Source organism: Ruegeria sp. HKCCD9138 (genome assembly GCF_057220975.1).
Genome location: NZ_JBWVAZ010000004.1, coordinates 353,170 through 369,662, shown reverse-complemented (window position 1 = coordinate 369,662; position 16,493 = coordinate 353,170). Strand labels below are relative to the sequence as shown.

Annotated in this window: 14 protein-coding genes; 4 read left to right on the top strand and 10 right to left on the bottom strand. The window is 58.5% G+C overall.

What is annotated here, in order from left to right:
* Nucleotides 1-8 precede the first annotated feature (8 nt).
* A complete protein-coding gene (locus AC2TEL_RS09835; protein ID WP_480903482.1) occupies nucleotides 9-1,229 on the bottom strand; it encodes an N-acetylmuramoyl-L-alanine amidase in 1,221 nt (406 codons plus the stop codon).
* Between the two features lie 66 nt (nucleotides 1,230-1,295).
* Complete coding sequence (locus tag AC2TEL_RS09830) at nucleotides 1,296-2,459, bottom strand: pyridoxal phosphate-dependent aminotransferase (RefSeq protein ID WP_480903479.1); 1,164 nt, start codon at nucleotides 2,457-2,459, stop codon at nucleotides 1,296-1,298.
* Between AC2TEL_RS09830 and AC2TEL_RS09825 the strand changes: the two genes are divergently transcribed.
* Nucleotides 2,458-3,837, top strand: coding sequence for a M48 family metalloprotease (locus AC2TEL_RS09825; RefSeq protein WP_480843113.1), 1,380 nt, complete (start codon nucleotides 2,458-2,460; stop codon nucleotides 3,835-3,837). The genes AC2TEL_RS09830 and AC2TEL_RS09825 overlap by 2 nt on opposite strands.
* Nucleotides 3,834-4,592, top strand: a complete 759-nt coding sequence (locus tag AC2TEL_RS09820) for a DsbA family protein (RefSeq protein ID WP_480862053.1) — start codon at nucleotides 3,834-3,836, stop codon at nucleotides 4,590-4,592. Before AC2TEL_RS09825 ends, AC2TEL_RS09820 begins: the two co-directional genes overlap by 4 nt.
* Before the next feature lie 146 nt (nucleotides 4,593-4,738).
* On the opposite strand, the gene AC2TEL_RS09815 is transcribed toward AC2TEL_RS09820, so the two are convergent.
* From AC2TEL_RS09815 to hemA, 4 genes are all read right to left on the bottom strand, one after another.
* On the bottom strand, nucleotides 4,739-5,557 hold the full coding sequence (locus tag AC2TEL_RS09815) for a DUF2189 domain-containing protein (protein ID WP_480903476.1): 819 nt from the start codon (nucleotides 5,555-5,557) through the stop codon (nucleotides 4,739-4,741).
* 184 nt (nucleotides 5,558-5,741) lie between these two features.
* On the bottom strand, nucleotides 5,742-6,863 hold the full coding sequence (ispG, locus tag AC2TEL_RS09810) for a flavodoxin-dependent (E)-4-hydroxy-3-methylbut-2-enyl-diphosphate synthase (protein ID WP_480843116.1): 1,122 nt from the start codon (nucleotides 6,861-6,863) through the stop codon (nucleotides 5,742-5,744).
* Nucleotides 6,864-6,934: 71 nt separating this feature from the next.
* Nucleotides 6,935-8,149 (bottom strand): helix-turn-helix domain-containing protein, encoded by a 1,215-nt coding sequence (locus AC2TEL_RS09805; protein WP_480903473.1) that lies wholly within the window; start codon nucleotides 8,147-8,149, stop codon nucleotides 6,935-6,937.
* Between the two features lie 129 nt (nucleotides 8,150-8,278).
* On the bottom strand, nucleotides 8,279-9,502 hold the full coding sequence (gene hemA / locus AC2TEL_RS09800) for a 5-aminolevulinate synthase (RefSeq protein WP_480903470.1): 1,224 nt from the start codon (nucleotides 9,500-9,502) through the stop codon (nucleotides 8,279-8,281).
* A gap of 317 nt (nucleotides 9,503-9,819) precedes the next feature.
* Between hemA and AC2TEL_RS09795 the strand changes: the two genes are divergently transcribed.
* Nucleotides 9,820-11,205 carry a M20/M25/M40 family metallo-hydrolase gene (locus AC2TEL_RS09795; protein ID WP_480903467.1) on the top strand — a complete coding sequence of 462 codons (1,386 nt, stop codon included), beginning with the start codon at nucleotides 9,820-9,822 and terminating at the stop codon, nucleotides 11,203-11,205.
* A 134-nt stretch (nucleotides 11,206-11,339) separates the two neighbouring features.
* On the opposite strand, the gene lpdA is transcribed toward AC2TEL_RS09795, so the two are convergent.
* The gene (gene lpdA / locus AC2TEL_RS09790) at nucleotides 11,340-12,734 is read right to left on the bottom strand and encodes a dihydrolipoyl dehydrogenase (protein WP_480843120.1); all 1,395 of its coding nucleotides are present in this window, start codon (nucleotides 12,732-12,734) and stop codon (nucleotides 11,340-11,342) included.
* Between the two features lie 215 nt (nucleotides 12,735-12,949).
* Here lpdA and AC2TEL_RS09785 point away from each other — a divergent pair, with 215 nt between their 5' ends.
* Nucleotides 12,950-13,384 (top strand): hypothetical protein, encoded by a 435-nt coding sequence (locus AC2TEL_RS09785; protein WP_480903464.1) that lies wholly within the window; start codon nucleotides 12,950-12,952, stop codon nucleotides 13,382-13,384.
* On the opposite strand, the gene AC2TEL_RS09780 is transcribed toward AC2TEL_RS09785, so the two are convergent.
* The 3 genes from AC2TEL_RS09780 to queA form a co-directional block, all read right to left on the bottom strand.
* Complete coding sequence (locus AC2TEL_RS09780; protein WP_480843122.1) at nucleotides 13,381-13,959, bottom strand: DUF924 family protein; 579 nt, start codon at nucleotides 13,957-13,959, stop codon at nucleotides 13,381-13,383. The two genes, AC2TEL_RS09785 and AC2TEL_RS09780, sit on opposite strands and share 4 nt — an antisense overlap.
* Nucleotides 13,960-14,066: 107 nt before the next feature.
* Nucleotides 14,067-15,341 (bottom strand): MFS transporter, encoded by a 1,275-nt coding sequence (locus AC2TEL_RS09775; RefSeq protein ID WP_480843123.1) that lies wholly within the window; start codon nucleotides 15,339-15,341, stop codon nucleotides 14,067-14,069.
* Between the two features lie 105 nt (nucleotides 15,342-15,446).
* Nucleotides 15,447-16,493 (bottom strand): tRNA preQ1(34) S-adenosylmethionine ribosyltransferase-isomerase QueA, encoded by a 1,047-nt coding sequence (queA, locus tag AC2TEL_RS09770; protein WP_480903606.1) that lies wholly within the window; start codon nucleotides 16,491-16,493, stop codon nucleotides 15,447-15,449.

The window sequence follows — 16,493 nt, the reverse complement described above, 5'->3', positions numbered from 1 at the left end:
CCGCAGGGTCACTGACCAATCAAAGACTGGTTGATCAAATCATCCTGCCGCCACTGCTCAAGCCCCTCGAAAATCCCCTGCGCCATACCTTCGCGCCATTTGGGGTTTTGGATGTTCTCAAGGTCTCTCGGGCTGGAAAGAAACCCAAGCTCGACAAGAACCGAGGGGATATCCGCCGCCTTGAGCACGGAAAAGGAGGCCGTCCGAAGCGGGCGACGGTTCATCGGCCCACCCTGCTGCGCCATCCCTTTTGCCAGGGCCGCAGCCAACGCATCGGTGCGCGGTTTGGTTTCCTGACGGGCCAAATCCAGCAGGACATCCGCGACCTGATCATCCGAACCGCTCAGGTCGATACCGGCGATCAGATCGCCGCGATCGTGACGCTCGGACAGTTTCAAGCTGGCAACGTCCGAGGCTTCGTCCGATAAGGTGTAAACTGCGGCACCGTGGGCCCGTCCTTCTGACAGAGAATCCGCGTGAAGCGAAATGAAAACGTCGGCCCCTGCCCGGTGTGCCAGAGCGATGCGGCGTTCCAATGACACGAACCTATCATCCGTTCGCGTCAGCACGACTTCGTAACCGCCGGCACGCAGCAGCCTTTCGCGCAGTACCCGAGCGAAAGTCATCATCAGGGTTTTCTCGTTGGCCCCAGGCACTTCGGCCCCCGGATCGATACCGCCATGTCCGGGATCCAACATTACGCGCAACGGTCGCAACCCGTCCTGCCGCGGGGCCGAAGGAGTTACTGCTGGTTCAGGCAAATCCCAACCCGGTTGACGCGGGGCACCTGCGCTTTCGGCAAATGTGTCAAAGTCCGTGCCCTTCAGGGTCAGCGACAAACGCGCTGTGCCCGTAGCGGTTTCGATGCGCATATCTGCCGTCTCGACTGCCAACGGCGCACCCAGTTCCAATACCAACCGGGACCAACCGGGCACGTAAGATCCGAACTGGACCCCGCTGATACGGGTCGACTGCAAAAAGGTTTCGTGTTCCAGCCCGGTCCAGTCAACTTCCTGAAAATCCAGCACCATTCTGTATGGATCGCGCAGAGTGAAAACCCGGTAAGGCACTCCTTGGCTGAGGCCAAGATCAACCCGCACGCCCGAGCGACCGTCGTCCGTAATACGGCTCTGATCCGGAAGTATGCGCGCCAAAGCACTGAAATCGTGCGCGACGGCAGCACCGGAAAGCGCCCAGATCAGCGCGAGTGTGAAGAGAAGCCTGCTCATAGCCTCAAGTTTTCCCGAGATCGTTTGCGCCCGAGACTATAGCACGCAGCTAAGTTTGTGAACGCCTCAGACCTGTTCCTTGATTGCGCCCCGTTCGGCCATGAACAAGCGCAGCCTTTCCAACCCCTCTTCGATATCCGCTGTTGCGCGGGCATAAGAAAAGCGCAGGGTTGTGTGGCCGCGCTGGGGATCGAAATCCAAACCGGGTGTGACAGCGACGCCCGCGTTTTCGAGTATTTCAGAGGCAAAGGCACGGCTGTCATCCGTCAGGTCGGACACGTCGGCGTAAACATAGAACGCCCCATCCGGCGGCGCGATACTGGTAAACCCAGCCTTCGGCAGCCCTTGCAACATCAGAGAACGATTCTTGCGGTAGACATCCAGATTGGCCTGTAATTCGTCTTCGCAGTCCATCGCCGCCAAAGCTGCCACCTGACTGGCGTGAGGCGCACAGATGAACATGTTCTGGGCAATCCGTTCCACGACACGCACCTGATCTTCGGGCACAACCATCCAGCCAACACGCCAACCGGTCATCGAGAAGTATTTCGAGAACGAGTTGATCACGTAGCACTCGTCCGTCAGTTCAAGCGCCGTCACCGCCTTGGCCTCGTATTCAAGGCCATGGTAAATCTCGTCGCTGATAAATGACGCCCCCTGCCCGTGTGCGGCCTCGATAAGTGCCCCCATCGCCTTGTGATCCAACATTGTGCCGGTTGGATTGGCGGGCGAGGCAACCATGAGCCCCTGTAAATCAAGCCCCGCGAAATCCGCCGGAACCGGCTGCAGGCGGTTTTCAGGAGCCGTCGGCAGATCAACAGGTTCAAGCCCAAGCGCCCTGAGGATCTGTCGGTACGAAGGGTAGCCCGGTGCGCCGATACCAACACGATCACCACTGTCGAACAACGCCGTGAAGGTCAGCAAGAACCCGCCGGATGAGCCGGGCGTGATCACGACCCTCTCGGGGTTCAGATCGACGTCATACCACTCACCATAAAGCCGTGCGATTCGTTGCCGCAACGCGGGGAGACCCAGGGCAACAGTATAACCCAGCGGGCCTTGCTCCATCTCCTGTGCCAGGGCCTGGACTGCGCCCCTGGGCGCGCCGGTTCCGGGTTGGCCGACTTCCATATGGATGATGTGACGCCCGGCTTCTTCGGCTTTGCGCGCGGCCTCCATCACGTCCATCACGATGAAGGGATCGACGCCGGACCGGGTTGAGTTTCTCATGCCCATCTCCCATGTTGCTGGCATGGCTTTTGAACGCGTATCAAGGCTGGCGTCAATCCCAGCCCTAATGCTGGTTGCAGTGACGTGGCTCGGCAGCGCCGTGCAAGCCCAAGCGCAAAGCCTGATCCGGGACCCCGACATCGAACATGGGCTGCGAGAGCTGGCGTTTCCCGTACTGCGGGCGGCGGGGCTGAACACCAACCGGGTGCGCGTGCTTGTTGTCAATGACAGCACGTTTAATGCCTTCGTGATCGACTACAACACGATCTATTTGAACTACGGGCTGATCCTGACCGTCGACACACCTGAAATGTTGCAGGCTGTCATCGCCCACGAGGCGGCCCATATCGCCAATGGTCATCTGGCCCGGCGGGCGGAAAACCTGCGGGCCGCCCAACGCAACGCTCAGTTGGGCACAGCATTGGCCCTGATCGCCGCTGCTGCCGGCGGCGGTGAGGCTGCCGCCGGTATTGCCGCGGGCACGTCAGCCTCTGCCCTGCGCAGTTTTCTGGGTCATACGCGGGCCGAGGAAGCATCGGCTGACCGTAGCGCTGCCAGCTATTTGCGATGGGCGGGCATTTCGCCCCGGGGCATGGTCAATCTGCACCGAAAATTCGCCGGTCAGGAATTGCTGAGCGAGGCCAATCAAGACCCGTATATGCGCTCGCACCCGACCAGCCGGGAGCGCTTGCGCGCTGCCGAGGCATTTTTGGACGAATTCGGCGATCAGGCCAAACAGAATGCGCGCGCCGACTATTGGTTTGCGCGTGTCAAAGGCAAGCTGTCGGCGTTTTTGCGCGCGCCCGGATGGACATTGCGCCGCGCGGCCGAGGAAGATCACCGTGACATCCGACTGATGCGTGAGGCTTCGGCCCATCATCAGAACCGCGACCTGGCACGCTCGCGCGCCGCAATTGACGAAGCTCTGGCTATTCGGCCTGACGATCCGTTCTACTATGAACTGAAAGGTCAGATCCTGTTGGAGAACCGCCGTTTGAAAGAGGCAATTGTCGCGTATGGAAAGGCTGTCGAGATGGCGCCGAACGACGCGCTTATCCTGGCGGGGTATGGGCGCGCGCTGCTGGTCGACGGACAGACGAACAAAGCCCTGCAAGTGCTTGAAAAAGCGCGCGCAAGAGACTACCGGAATGCCCGACTGATGCGCGACCTGGGTTCTGCCTATGCGCAGGTGGGCAACAATGGGATGGCCTCGGCCGTCACCGCAGAAAGATATGCTTTGCAAGGCCGTCTGGCCGATGCAGGGATTCACGCAAGACGCGCCGTCGGGCAATTGCCCGAAGGCTCTCCGGGGTGGCAGAGGGCACAGGATGTGCTGATCGCCTCGGAGCGAGCAAAAAAGAAAAGGAAACGGAAATGATCCTCAGACACGCAGCCCCCGCCCTGTTGGGGCTTTCGCTGATCACCGGCCCCGCTCAGGCGCTGGACCTGAACGCAATGAGCGATGCCGAAAAGGCTGAATTCGGCGCTCAGGTGCGCGAGTACCTGCTGGAAAACCCCGAAGTGATCATCGAAGCGATCAACATATTGGAACAGCGCAATGCAGCAGCCGAGGCGCAAGCCGATCAGCAATTGGTCGCGGAGAACGCTGATGAACTCTTCAATGATGGCTATAGCTGGGTTGGCGGTAACCCCGATGGCGACATCACCTTGGTCGAGTTCATGGACTACCGTTGCGGCTATTGCCGTCGCGCAGTGCCAGAAGTGGCCAGCTTGCTGGCCGAAGACGGCAATATCCGTCTGGTGATCAAGGAGTTCCCGATTTTGGGCGACGCTTCGGTCCTGTCCTCGCGTTTTGCCATTGCGACCAAGCAGGTCGCCGGGGATGATGCCTACAAGCAGGTCCACGACGCGCTGCTGGAATTTACTGGCGAGCCGACGGACGTCACCTTGCGCCGCATCTCGGACGGGCTGGGGCTGGACAGTGACGCAATCCTTGCAGCCATGGACAGCGATGCGGTTACAGAAGAAATTGCCCAGACCCGTGCCCTGGCTCAGAGGATGCGGATCTCCGGTACGCCGTCCTTTGTTCTGGGCACTGAAATGCTGCGTGGCTTCCTGCCCGCCGACCAGATGCAACAGATTGCCGATGGCGTGCGGGCTGAACAGGGTTGATTGGCCATAGGGCGGTGTGACCGCCCTTCGCCTTCCATCCCTTAACTCGGTACAGGCGAGGATTGCTCCGCCACGGCCTGAAAATTGAACTTTACTTCCCTGCGGACGAAAAAAGCTCGCAGTTGATCCGCCGTTGGCGGGATTGATCACCCTTCCAAGGGTTGCACGGCACGCTGATAGAGGTGCCATGTGGTATGGCCGAGGATCGGCAGGGTGAAGATCAGCCCCAGAAATGCCGGCACCAGCGACAACAGCATAGTGACCGAGATGATCGCCGCCCAGCTGAGCATGACTACCGGGTTTTCCGTGACCACACGAATGGACGTAAGCATGGCGGAAACGAAGTTGGTTTCCCGGTCAAGCAGCATGGGCATGGCAACGACCGTCACAGAGAACAACACAGCCGACAAAAATGCGCCTACGCAGGTGCCAATGGCAAGGAAGGTCCAGCCCTGCGGTGTGAAGAAGACTGTGTGCAAAAATCCGTCAAAATCCGAGAAGGATGCATTCTGAAGGATGATCGCCAGCCAAAGCCGAACCTGATATATCCACACCCAGAAAATGAACAGAGTGACAAAGGCCATCCAACCCAATTCGCGCTTGCGTTGATTTGCCATGACGGTGAGGATGTCAGACCAGCCGAAGCTTTCTCCCTTCTGCAAACGGCGGGACATTTCATAAAGCCCGGCAGCGGCGAATGGCGCGACCAAAGGAAAGCCTATGATGGCGGGAATGATCATCCAGATCTTGCCGAGCCAGGCCAGCGCCCAAACAAACAGGATTCCAAAGACTGCATAAAACAATCCGAAAAAGCCGCTCATGAAGGGGCGCGCCAGAAAGTCGGAAAACCCCGCCTTCAGCGACGAGGAGATATCACCTGCGGTTAACTTGTTGATCTTGGGCATGGCCGGCTGTTGCGGCGTCACATTGTTCGGTGGTGTGGGGCCTGCAGTCTTGGATGTCATGACACACTCCTACCAATGCACGGGTCCGTGCTGCTCTGTTTTCCAACAGACACAGCGCTGAAACGGACATCCCTCCTCCGCATTCAAGTTTGCATCAGGCGAGGCCTAAGAGCAAGGTGAGGCGCATTTCAGACACTACATGCGCAAGCGAGTTACCTGCAAATTGCCTAATCAGGCCGCGGGCTTATTCCGCCGCCTCTGCCGCAGCATCCAACTCCGCCGCCTTTTTCTCGACCTGTTCCACAATGTGGTCGATCATCTGGTCGTTCGACATCTTGTGGCTGGCCTTTCCGGCCAGGTAGACCATGCCGGCTCCGGCTCCGCCGCCGGTAAAGCCGACATCGGTCATCAGCGCCTCACCCGGTCCGTTGACCACGCACCCGATGATCGACAGGCTCATCGGCGTCTTGATGTGTTCAAGCCGGTGTTCCAGAGTCTCGACCGTCTTGATTACATCGAACCCCTGCCGCGCGCAGGACGGGCACGAAATGATGTTCACACCACGATGGCGCAGGCCCAGAGATTTCAGGATCTCGAACCCGACCTTCACCTCTTCCACCGGATCGGCCGACAGGCTGACGCGGATCGTGTCGCCGATGCCCATCCACAGCAGGTTTCCCAGACCGATGGCCGACTTGATGGTCCCTGATACCAGCCCACCCGCTTCGGTGATACCGAGATGGATCGGCGCATCCGTTGCTTCGGCAATGCCCTGATAAGCTGCCGCCGACAGGAAAACGTCGCTGGCTTTGACACTGATCTTGAAGTTGTGAAAGTCGTTGTCTTCAAGGATACGGATGTGTTCCAGCCCGCTTTCGACCATCGCTTCGGGACAGGGTTCGCCATATTTCTCAAGCAGATGCTTTTCCAGACTGCCTGCATTCACGCCGATCCGGATCGAGCAATTGTGGTCGCGGGCGGCCTGAATGACCTCTTTCACTCGGGTTTCATCACCGATATTGCCGGGATTGATCCGCAGACAAGCGGCCCCGGCCTCGGCGGCTTCGATCCCGCGGCGATAGTGGAAATGGATATCCGCCACGATGGGCACCGGGCTTTCGCGTACAATCTCTTTCAGAGCTTTGGCAGACGCCTCGTCCGGTACCGAAACCCGCACAATATCTGCACCTGCCTCAGCAGCCGCCTGAACCTGAGCCACAGTTGCGGCCACATCGGTGGTCAGGGTATTGGTCATGGTCTGAACCGCGATAGGCGCATCACCCCCGACGGGCACGTTCCCGACCATGATCTGGCGCGATTTACGGCGATAGATGTCGCGCCAGGGGCGCACGTGATTGAGGGACATGAGGATGGACCCGCGTCTACCAAGGTTGCGTCAGTAGATAGTTCGGCAGCCGGTTCACCGCAATGGCTAGATCACTCGGCGGGCTCTTCTGTCGCCTGTGTCTGCAACTCGGCCACCAATTGCTTGAGGGCACTGTTCTGCTCGGCTTCAAGATCGGCAACGGCATAGGCCTCGGACACGGCATCCTTGGACAGGACGACCCCTTTGGCCACGGTACCGGGTGCGCCGGCCGGGCCATAATGCTCGCCGTTCATCGAGAAATAGACAGATCCCGAGGCGCCCGCCCGTAGTTGCGGCGGTTCTTCCGTCAGGGGTACTTCGAAAACGCTGCCCTGCTCGACCGTACCCAGTGTGCCTTCGAAAATAACGCTGCCATCTGCTGCGGTAACGCGCATCCAGGCTGGGCTTACGGCTACGATTTTCAGGGTGGTGTCGATCTTTTCCACCACCTGCGGCAAAGCGGGGCGCTCAACCGTGTGAACCTCGGCCACTTCTACCTTGGGCGGTTCCGGAGGACGGAAGGTTCCGACGGTTCGGGGGTCCAGAGTAGAAATCGGTGCGTCGCGGGCCACGAGAACCGGCACGTCCAGCGCCTGTGGTCGGTAGAGACGATCCAGAGCCTCTGCGCTTGGGGTGTCCGCGCTGGCGCTCTCGATCTCTTCCGTCTGGGTGCGGGCTGCATCCAATGGGTCGAGATCCGTCAGAACAACCGGGGCCTGTTCGACCGGGCTGACCTGAACCTGCTGAATGCGGTTCAGGACGGACCAACCGCCATAGCCGATCCCGCCGATCACCGCCAGCAACACCAGCGACGACCCAATCGCACGCGGGTCAATCTGGCTGAGGAAGGATTCCTTTCCGGGGACGAAGGGGGTGTTCGGAGAAGTGAAGGGGTCGTGCCCCATGGAACCGCGTGCGGGCAGGCCTCCGGCGCTTTTGCGTACGACCGACGCCTGGGCCGACATGCCATGGGCAACTTCGAAACCGCTTTCTTCGCAGAAGGTCGCGAACGTCTCGTCCGGGTTCATCCCCAGGTAGCGGGCATAAGAACGCACATACCCGGCAATGAAGCCGGGTGTATCAAATGCGTCGGGATCGGCATTTTCGATGGCAGCGATGTAGTTGGCTTTGATCCTAAGTTCGCGCTGAACATCCAGCAGCGATTTCCCCATGGTTGCGCGCTCACCGCGCATTACATCGCCAAGCCGTACCTCGTAATCGTCAAAACCCTTGGGTCTGACGTCAGTGTCTTCTTCGGAATCGCGCTGTGATCTGCGCCCAATCATTCCTGCTGCCCCATTCTGCCTGCCGCGTCTTACACGCCATCGGCGAATCATACTCACAATGATTCGTCCGGTGCTTTTATTGACGTAAGCTTAACACGCGACAAGCGAGTTGCACACTTTGGCGTGAGGTTATCCGACAAGTTCGGCGCGATTTAGCGCACAATGTGACCAAAGTTCGTCCATCGCTTGCACCAGTCGGTTCATTTCGTCAGGCCCATGCACTGGCGACGGAGTGAACCTCAAACGCTCGGTTCCGCGTGGGACAGTCGGGAAATTGATCGGCTGAACATAGATGCCGTAGTCATCCAGCAGCATATCGCTCAGCTTCTTTGTATGTACCGGGTTGCCAACGATCACTGGTACAATGTGGCTGCCATGATCGATCAGTGGCAGGCCCATGCCTTTGAGACGCAGCTTGAGGATCCTGGCTTGGGTCTGGTGCTGTTCCCGCAGCTCAGGCGCAGTTTTCAGGTATGCCACAGAGGCCGCCGCCCCTGCTGCAACGGCTGGCGGCAGCGACGTGGTGAAGATGAAACCCGGCGCATAAGAGCGCACGGCGTCACACATTTTTGCACTGGCGGCGATATAGCCACCCATCACGCCGTAGGCCTTGGCAAGCGTACCGTTGATGATGTCGATGCGATGAGCCAGTCGGTCACGCTCTGTCACACCACCGCCGCGCGGGCCGTACATACCGACCGCATGAACCTCGTCGATATAAGTCAGTGCGCCGAATTCGTCGGCAAGATCACAGATTTCTTCGATCGGGCCAAAGTCGCCATCCATCGAATAGATCGACTCGAACGCGATCAGCTTGGGCGCGGCCGGATCGTCGGCCTCCAGCAGCTCTCGCAGGTGCTCAACGTCATTGTGACGGAAAATGCGCTTCGCGCCACCGTTGCGGCGCACGCCTTCGATCATCGAGGCATGGTTCAGCGCGTCGGAATAAATGATCAGACCGGGGAACAGTTTCGGCAGTGTACTCAGCGTCGCGTCATTGGCGATATAGGCGCTGGTGAACAGCAGCGCCGCTTCTTTGCCGTGCAGGTCGGCCAATTCAGCCTCAAGCCGTTTGTGATAGACGGTGGTGCCCGAGATATTGCGCGTACCCCCCGAGCCCGCACCCGCAGCATCCACGGCTTCGTGCATGGCATTCAGAACAACAGGGTTCTGCCCCATACCCAAATAGTCGTTGCCACACCACACGGTGATGTTCTGCTGTGACCCGTCCGGGCAAGTGCGCACAGCATGCGGGAAATGGCCGTTGCGACGTTCGATATCGATAAAGGTCCGGTAACGTCCTTCTTCATGCAGCCTGGCAATCGCTGTATCGAGCTGAGCAGTGTAGTCCAACGGACCCTCCTTGATTGCCCGACCTCTGTTCGCGGCAGCCGGGCGCCTTTTTCGTCGCATCTCGCGGGTTCGCACCCGCAGGCGACCTTGCGTTCCTCTGGGTCTGCTTTCTATGTCCCTGAAAAGCGCGCATCATTGATTTGCATCAAATATCTCTTTGCTTGCACCCAGACAAGTGAAGTTACGGCACTCAGACGTGGGGAAACGACGCAGCCCCGGCCCGCGAATTGCACATGGGCTTTGGCATGATCGGGCTGGACGGCATCGCAGACCCTGATAGGTTCGCCCCAGATTACCACACTTTCAGGAGTCTTCCCATGTCGCTAGACGCTGTACTGAGTAAGATCGACAGCGATCTTACCACTTCCATCGACCGCCTGATGGAGTTTCTGCGCATTCCCTCGATCTCCACCGATCCTGCTTTCAACGAAAAGGTCGATGAAGCTGCCGACTGGCTGGTGGCCGACCTGCAAAGCATTGGCATAACAGCCGAAAAGCGCGTCACGCCCGGTCATCCCATGGTCGTGGGCCATGTCGGAGAGGACGGTGACGGGCCCCATCTGCTGTTTTACGGCCACTATGACGTTCAACCCGTCGACCCGCTGGAACTGTGGAACCGCGATCCGTTCGATCCGGCGCTGGAAGACACCCCAAACGGACAGGTCATCCGCGGGCGCGGATCGTCAGACGACAAGGGCCAACTGATGACCTTTGTCGAAGCCTGCCGCGCCTGGAAAGCCGTTCACGGAAAATTGCCCTGTCGCATCACCTTTTTCTTTGAAGGAGAAGAGGAATCGGGCTCGCCTTCGTTGGTGCCGTTTCTGAAAGAAAACGCTGAGGAATTGAAAGCGGATCTGGCTCTGGTCTGCGACACTTCCATGGTGTCACGCGGCGTGCCGTCGATTGCCGCGCAATTGCGCGGAATGCTCAAAGACGAATTCACCATCCAGGGCCCGCGCATTGATCTGCATTCCGGCCACTATGGCGGCCCCGGCCTGAACCCGCTGCGGGAATTGTCGCGCATCGTTGCTTCGTTCTACGATGAGGAAACCGGACGAGTCGCCGTCGAAGGCTTTTACGAGGGCGTGCATGAAGTTCCGGCCGAGCAGTTGAAGCAATGGGAAAACTGCGGCTTCGACGAGGCGGATTACCTGAACTCTGTCGGTTACACCCAACCCCATGGCGAAAAAGGCTATTCCACTTTGGAACAGCAATGGGCGCGCCCCACCCTCGAGGTAAACGGGCTTTGGGGCGGATATAACGGTGCGGGGTCGAAAACGGTGATCCCGTCGCTGGCGCACTGCAAGATCACTTGCCGACTGGTCGGCGACATGGACCCGGACAAGCTGCGCGACAAGATCCGCAAACATGTCGAAAACCGCCTGTCGTCTGACGCCACAGTCGAGTGGGACAACGATCTCGAAGGATCCCCGGCCTCGGTCATGAACCTGAACCGACCCGAATTCGAAGCCGCCCGTGGTGCCTTGTCCGACGAGTGGGACCGCGAAGCCGTTTTTACCGGCATGGGCGGCTCCATTCCGGTGGTCGGCTACTTCGACACTGTGCTGGGTCTGGATTCCATGCTGGTCGGCTACGCCAATGACGACGACGCCATCCACTCACCAAACGAAAAATACGACGTCAAAAGCTTCCACAAGGGCATTCGCTCCTGGGCGCGCATACTGGACGCTTTGAACACGTAGAACCCTTCAACACGGCTCCACCCTTCGCTCCGTGGTGTTTTCGGCCAGACAAAGTGCGGATCCCCTGCTTCATCTGGCCAAAAATATCCCGGGGAGACGCGGCTTGCCGCGGCGGGGGCAGAGCCCCCCTGTCTTTACATGTGGATCACGCGCCCATAGGCATCAAGCACGGCTTCGTGCATCATTTCCGACAGCGTCGGGTGCGGGAAGACCGTGTTCATCAGGTCTTCTTCAGTTGTCTCAAGCTGACGCCCGACAATGTAACCCTGAATTAGCTCAGTCACTTCCGCGCCGATCATGTGGGCGCCAAGCAACTCGCCCGTCTTGGCATCAAAGACCGTCTTGATCAGACCTTCGGGCTCACCCAGGGCGATAGCCTTGCCATTGCCGATGAACGGGAATCGGCCAACCTTGATATCGTATCCCAGTTCCTTTGCCTTGGCTTCAGTGTAACCCACAGACGCAACTTGTGGCTGGCAATAGGTGCAGCCCGCGATGCTTTCGGGTTTGACCGGGTGCGCATGTTTGCCCGCGATCAACTCTGCAACCATGACGCCTTCGTGGCTGGCCTTATGCGCCAGCCAGGGTGCACCGGCGATATCGCCGATGGCATAGAGCCCGTCGACTCCGGTGCGACAGAACTCATCGGTCACAACATGGGTCCGGTCGATCTTGACGCCCAGAGCTTCCAGCCCCAGGTTTTCGACGTTTCCAACGATACCGACCGCGGAAATCACGGTGTCAAAATCGTGTTTCTCAACCTTGCCCTTGACCTCGATATGCGCTGTCACCTTTCCTTTGGCGCGGTCCAGTTGCTTGACCATCGCTTTTTCCATGATGGTCATGCCTTGCTTGGTGAACGCCTTTTTGGCGAACGCGCTGATTTCCGCGTCTTCGACGGGTAGAACGCGATCCAGAACCTCGACAACTGTCGTGTCCGCTCCCAGCGTATTGTAGAAGCTGGCGAATTCGATCCCGATCGCGCCGGACCCGATGACCAGCAGCTTTTTCGGCATCCGAGGTGGCAGCAAGGCGTGCTTGTAGGTCCAGACCAGGTCGCCGTCGGCCTCAAGTCCCGGCAGCTCACGCGCCCGGGCTCCGGTGGCCAGAACGATGTTCTTGGCGGTCAATTCGTCGGTGCCCTTTTCGGTTTTGACGCTGACCTTACCCTTGGCCGGGATCGTCGCTTCGCCCATGACCACGGTCACCTTGTTCTTTTTCAAGAGATGCCCGATGCCGCCCGACAACTGCGCCGCAACCCCGCGCGAGCGTTTGACCACCGCGTCCAGATCATATCCGACCTTGTCCGCTTTCAGGCCGAAATCCTTGGCGCGTTCCATCAGATGAAACACCTCTGATGAGCGCAGCAACGCCTTGGTCGGGATACAACCCCAGTTCAGGCAGATACCGCCGAGATGTTCACGCTCGACCACGGCCGTTTTCAGGCCCAATTGGGCCGCGCGGATAGCAGCAACATAGCCGCCGGGGCCTGCCCCGATTACGATCAGATCAAAGGATTGTGCAGCCATGTGTACCTCTCGGCGCAGATCGGTTTTAAAACTAGTTTACCGTTAAACTAATTTTTATTTCACATCAACATTCATACCCGCGACATAAGTGACGCGGGGGCAATTGACCTTGTTTGAGCTGGTTTCAGCCTATACCCGCCCTGCGTCAAAGGCTAGAACAGAGGCAACTTGACCCATTCGGTATTTCCAAGTCATTGATAAATGAGAGGCAAATCATGGCCAAGACGCTCAAGGATCTTCTGCTCGCCCTGATAAACGCAACCCTGATCCTGTTGGCGCTGTGCCTGTTTCTGGGGTGGAAGCTGGCCCAATCCGTGGAAAACATACAGGCGGGGTTCGCGGAAAACCTGCAGGCGATCGGCCCGCTTCGAAATCAGGTGCAAGGCATTCGCGGTGAGCTGGAAGGCATTCGCAGCGACCTTGCCGCCATTCGCCAAAAAGACGGTGCACTCGATCTGAGATCCCGGGCAAAGTTGGAAGAAACGACGAAGGCTCTGAAAGAACTGGAAACAAAGCTGGCGACAGCCCAGTCTCAGATTGCCACTCTCGTTGAAAATCCGGAAGACCTGATCAACTACGCCATCACCACCTCGGCCGAGGTGATGACAGACAAGGTATTGGTCATTCGCGGTTGCGAACCGTCGAGTTAACTTGCCGCCTGAAGCGCCCGCACTGTCGACCCGTAGCCACCACTGCTGACATATGCAGCCTCGTGCTCGGTCGTCGGACGCTCCAGCGCTTCGTTGCGATACGGGAACCGTCCGAACTGTCGGATGATTTCGCGATGCGCCCGGGCATGCAGCAGATTGGCTGCCCCGTCCTTCGGCATCCGTTCACACATCAACCGCACGCACCGTTCCTGATCACACAGATTTTCCGAGTGCATCATCGGCAGGTAAAAGAACTGCCGTGCCGGCTCGTCGATCCTAAGGTCCCAACTCTTGTCGACCGCGCATTTCGCCGCCGCCAGAGCCGCCTTGTCCGACGCAAACGCCTGCTTGCTACCTCGGAACATGTTTCGCGGAAACTGATCCATGAGGATGATATATGCCAGCGACCCGCTGGGATATGTCAGCCAAAGCGAAAACCGCCCTTGACACGCTGCCTGCCATGTTTCGAGGAAGCGTTCGCGGATTTGCGCGTCCAACGCTTCATCCTGCAAGTACCACCCCTCGGGACCAACCTCATCTAACCAAAAACTCAATACTTCTTCAGGACCAACCATGCCCTTGACTCCGTAATTGCCCTCCCCAGGGACGTAACGTCAGTAAAGTCGGTTTTACAGAAGTGTTACAGTAAAATATTGCAACACACGCGAAATAAATCCGGCGCTTAGGCGGATTCCTGCGTTGTTTCAGCTTCATCCTGCGCAGCTTCGATCACGACCTCCTGCGCGACCTCAAGCGCAACCGGAGACGATGTGGGGTAAATAGGCGCAATTGAAGCAGTTTCGTCAACAACAACATAGGCCCGCTGGGTCATTCGATAGGCAGCATAGGCGGCTATTGCAAACATCAGCGTGGCAATGAACAGGAAGAACCCCTGTGGCCCAAATACCGCACCGCCCATCAGCCAACCGGTGATTAACGGCCCCGCGATAGCGCCAAAACCGTTGATGAACACCAGTCCGCCCGACGCTGCAGCCATGTCCTCGTATTCAAGGTAATCATTTGTATAGGCAATCAGCAGCGAATACAGCGGGTTGGACATTCCACCGATAAAGAATGCCACGACCAAAAGAACTGGAAGTGTCACCCCGAAGACCATGCCGGTCAGCGCGCTCATGCCGCCGAGCGCAGCGGCTGACAGGATCAGGATGCGACGGTCCATACGGTCGGAAAACCAACCCAGCGGGTATTGCAGCACAAGGGCGCCGATATAAAAGGCCGCGACAAAGGTTGAAATTTCTGCAACCGACAAGCCGGCCTGCGCGCCATAGACAGCAGCCATCCCGAATTGCGCGGAAAACACACCGCCCAGAAGGAACATCCCGACGCAGCCAAGCGGCGAGGCATTCATCAACTGCCGGAGTGTCATCGGTTTCGTCGTGTCAAAAGCCGGCGTCGGAGAAATCGACAGCAGGATCGGCGCGAACGAAATCGAAACCAGGATCGAAGCGATCACGAAAGTCTCATAGCCCGCCGGATCACCCACCAACATCAGCGCCTGCGCGCTGACGACACCGGTCATCTGCACAATCATGTACAGCGACAGCGCTTGTCCGCGGTTCTCATTGCTGGCCGCGTTGTTCAACCAGCTTTCTGCCGTCACATACACGCCTGAAAAGCAGAACCCGATCACGACGCGCCCCAATGACCACGCGATCGGATTGGTCAGCATCGGGTACATGATCATCACGGCGGAAATAAACGACGCCAGCGCGGCAAACACGCGAACATGCCCCACGCGCCGGATCATTTCGGGCGCAAGGCGCGACCCGCCCAGAAACCCGACAAAATATGCGGACATGACGAACGACATCTGAAGGGTCGAAAACCCCTCGATCTCGCCGCGCACGCCCAACAAGGTGCCCTGAAGACCGTTGCCGACCATCAGCAATCCCATACCAAGAAGAAGCGCCCATGCGCTGGAAAGAACCTGAAGCATGCTGCCACCTGGAATTGCCGACGTGCTATACGTCTTGGGATCAAAAAACCTTTTGATCGCGCTTGTCTACGACATTGAAGGGACGCGATCCGGAAAACACGGCTTTTAAGGGATTAAAAGCGACGCATCCCCATACGAAAAGAACCTGTATTTCTGCGCCACAGCGTGATCGTAAACAGCCTTGACCCGGTCATGCCCCACCAGCGCCGAGACCAACATCAAAAGCGTGGATTTCGGCAGGTGGAAGTTCGTCATCAGGGCATCGGTGATGCGGAATTTGAAACCCGGGTAGATGAAGATGTCCGTGTCACCTTCCCAAGGCGCGATCTCGCCGCTTTGCGCAGCACTTTCGATCAGGCGCAACGCCGTGGTGCCGACGGGAATGACCCGATGACCCGCTGCCTTGGTTGCTTTGATTTCGGAGGTTGCCTGTTCACTGACACGGCCCCATTCCGCATGCATTTTGTGCGTCGTCACGTCCTCGACCTTGACCGGCAAAAACGTCCCGGCGCCGACATGCAGCGTGACGTATGTAAACTCGATCCCCCGATCCGCCAACGCCTGCATCAGCGGTTCATCGAAATGCAATGAAGCTGTCGGTGCAGCCACTGCGCCTGAATTCCGGGCCCAAATGGTTTGGTAGTCCGTCTTGTCACGATGGTCCGCAGGCCGTTTTGCCGCGATGTATGGCGGCAGAGGCATAGCACCGGCTTGTTCCAGCGCGCGGTCGAAATCTTCACCTGTCACGTTGAACCGAAGGTAGGCTTGCCCATCCGCGATCCGCTGGAGCCGGGCGCTGAGTTCGTCCGAGAACACAATCTCTTCGTCAATTTTGACTTTCTTCAGGGGCTTGATCAAGGCGGCCCAGGTGCCGTCCGCCTGAGGGTCCAACAGAGTGGCCTCGATCGCGGCGGAGACCGGCCCTTGGGCACTGTTCCGATAACGGCGGCCATTGAGGCGCGCAGGGATCACACGGGTGTCGTTCAACACCAGCCGGTCCCCCGGTTGCAGCCATTGCGGCAGGTCGAACACGTGCTGGTCACTGATCTCGTCCCCCTGTGCAACCAACAGGCGCGCGGAGGAACGCGGCGTCGCGGGCCGCGTGGCAATCAGGTCTTCAGGCAGATGGAAATCAAAATCACTCAGCTTCAT